This is a genomic window from Amycolatopsis sp. NBC_01488, from assembly GCF_036227105.1.
Classification (GTDB): domain Bacteria; phylum Actinomycetota; class Actinomycetes; order Mycobacteriales; family Pseudonocardiaceae; genus Amycolatopsis.
The window spans coordinates 1-2,500 of sequence record NZ_CP109434.1 but is presented as its reverse complement, the minus strand read 5'-3'; the positions used below and the strand labels follow the sequence as shown (position 1 = coordinate 2,500).

The following is a 2,500-nucleotide window of genomic DNA, read 5'->3' as shown; positions in this document are numbered from 1 at the left end:
CGTGGAGGCCCGAACCCACTTAGGTTGAAAACTGAGGGGATGAGCTGTGGGTAGGGGTGAAAGGCCAATCAAACTCCGTGATAGCTGGTTCTCCCCGAAATGCATTTAGGTGCAGCGTCACGTGTTTCTCTGCGGGGGTAGAGCTACTGGATGGTCTAGGGGCCTTACCGGGTTACCGAAATCAACCAAACTCCGAATACCGTAGTGTGAGAGCGTGGCAGTGAGACGGCGGGGGATAAGCTTCGTCGTCGAGAGGGAAACAGCCCAGAACACCAGCTAAGGCCCCTAAGTGTGTGCTCAGTGGGAAAGGATGTGGGATTGCCCAGACAACCAGGAGGTTGGCTTAGAAGCAGCCACCCTTGAAAGAGTGCGTAATAGCTCACTGGTCAAGTGGTCCTGCGCCGACAATGTAGCGGGGCTTAAGCACACCGCCGAAGCTGTGTCATTCATGCAATACATCGGTTGTTCTCCTTGAGGGAACGATCTAGTGGTGTGGATGGGTAGGGGAGCGTCCTGCATCCGGGGAAGCGGCGGCGGAAGCCAGTCGTGGAGGGTGTGGGAGTGAGAATGCAGGCATGAGTAGCGAATGCAGAGTGAGAAACTCTGCCGCCGGATGACCAAGGGTTCCTGGGCCAGGCTAATCCGCCCAGGGTAAGTCGGGACCTAAGGCGAGGCCGACAGGCGTAGTCGATGGACAACGGGTTGATATTCCCGTACCCGAGCATGTGCGCCCATGACGAGGCGTTTGATACTAACCACCCGAAGCCGCTCGGCGAAGTCTTCGGACCTAGTTGGGTGTGTGGAGCGTGGGGCCTGATTTCGTAGTAGTCAAGCGATGGGGTGACGCAGGAAGGTAGCTCCGCCAGGCGATGGTTGTCCTGGTGTAAGCGTGTAGGCCGGAACATAGGCAAATCCGTGTTCCATATAGGTTGAGACGTGATGCGTAGCCGTTTGAGGCGAAGTAGAGTGATCCTATGCTGCCGAGAAAAGCCTCTAGTGAGTGCATGCACGGCCCGTACCCCAAACCAACACAGGTGGTCAGGTAGAGAATACCAAGGCGATCGGGTGAACTGTGGTTAAGGAACTCGGCAAAATGCCCCCGTAACTTCGGGAGAAGGGGGGCCAAACACTCTGAAGCCTTTTTCGGGCTAGGGGTGGGTGGCCGCAGAGACCAGCGGAAAGCGACTGTTTACTAAAAACACAGGTCCATGCGAAGTCGCAAGACGATGTATATGGACTGACGCCTGCCCGGTGCTGGAACGTTAAGAGGACCGGTTAACTCCCTTTGGGGGGTGAAGCTGAGAATTTAAGCGCCAGTAAACGGCGGTGGTAACTATAACCATCCTAAGGTAGCGAAATTCCTTGTCGGGTAAGTTCCGACCTGCACGAATGGCGTAACGACTTTCCGGCTGTCTCAACCACAGGCCCGGCGAAATTGCACTACGAGTAAAGATGCTCGTTACGCGCGGCAGGACGGAAAGACCCCGGGACCTTTACTATAGTTTGGTATTGGTTTTCGGTTCGGCTTGTGTAGGATAGGTGGGAGACTGTGAAGTGGTCACGCTAGTGGCTGTGGAGTCGTTGTTGAAATACCACTCTGGTCGAATTGGGAATCTGAACCTCGGGCCATGATCTGGTTCAGGGACAGTGCCTGATGGGTAGTTTAACTGGGGCGGTTGCCTCCTAAAGAGTAACGGAGGCGCCCAAAGGTTCCCTCAGCCTGGTTGGCAATCAGGTGTTGAGTGCAAGTGCACAAGGGAGCTTGACTGTGAGACAGACATGTCGAGCAGGGACGAAAGTCGGGACTAGTGATCCGGCACCTCCTGGTGGAAGGGGTGTCGCTCAACGGATAAAAGGTACCCCGGGGATAACAGGCTGATCTTGCCCAAGAGTCCATATCGACGGCATGGTTTGGCACCTCGATGTCGGCTCGTCGCATCCTGGGGCCGGAGTAGGTCCCAAGGGTTGGGCTGTTCGCCCATTAAAGCGGCACGCGAGCTGGGTTTAGAACGTCGTGAGACAGTTCGGTCCCTATCCGCCGCGCGCGTAGGATACTTGAGGAAGGCTGTCCCTAGTACGAGAGGACCGGGACGGACGAACCTCTGGTGTGCCAGTTGTCCCGCCAGGGGCATGGCTGGTTGGCCACGTTCGGAAGGGATAACCGCTGAAGGCATCTAAGCGGGAAGCCTGTTCCAAGATGAGGTATCCCACCCTTTGTGGGTTAAGGCCCCCAAGAGACCATTGGGTTGATAGGCCAGAGATGGAAGCACAGTAATGTGTTGTCGAGTTGACTGGTACTAATAGGCCGAGGACTTGCCTACGAAGGTGTTACGCATCCACTCTACGGTTCTGAAACACCACACGCTGCTCTAGGTTGAGCAGATGTGTTGTTTCGTAGTGTTTCGGTGGTTTTAGCGTCAGGGAAACGCCCGGTCCCATTCCGAACCCGGAAGCTAAGCCTGATAGCGCCGATGGTACTGCAGCCGAAGGGTTGTGGGAG

2 rRNA genes (1 of these 2 cut by a window edge) are annotated in these 2,500 nt (G+C 56.0%); both read left to right on the top strand.

The window, feature by feature from the left end:
• A 23S ribosomal RNA gene (locus OG738_RS00010) occupies nt 1-2,321 on the top strand (it extends 805 nt beyond the left edge of the window).
• Nucleotides 2,322-2,401: 80 nt separating this feature from the next.
• Nucleotides 2,402-2,500: ribosomal RNA gene (gene rrf, locus OG738_RS00005) — 5S ribosomal RNA — on the top strand.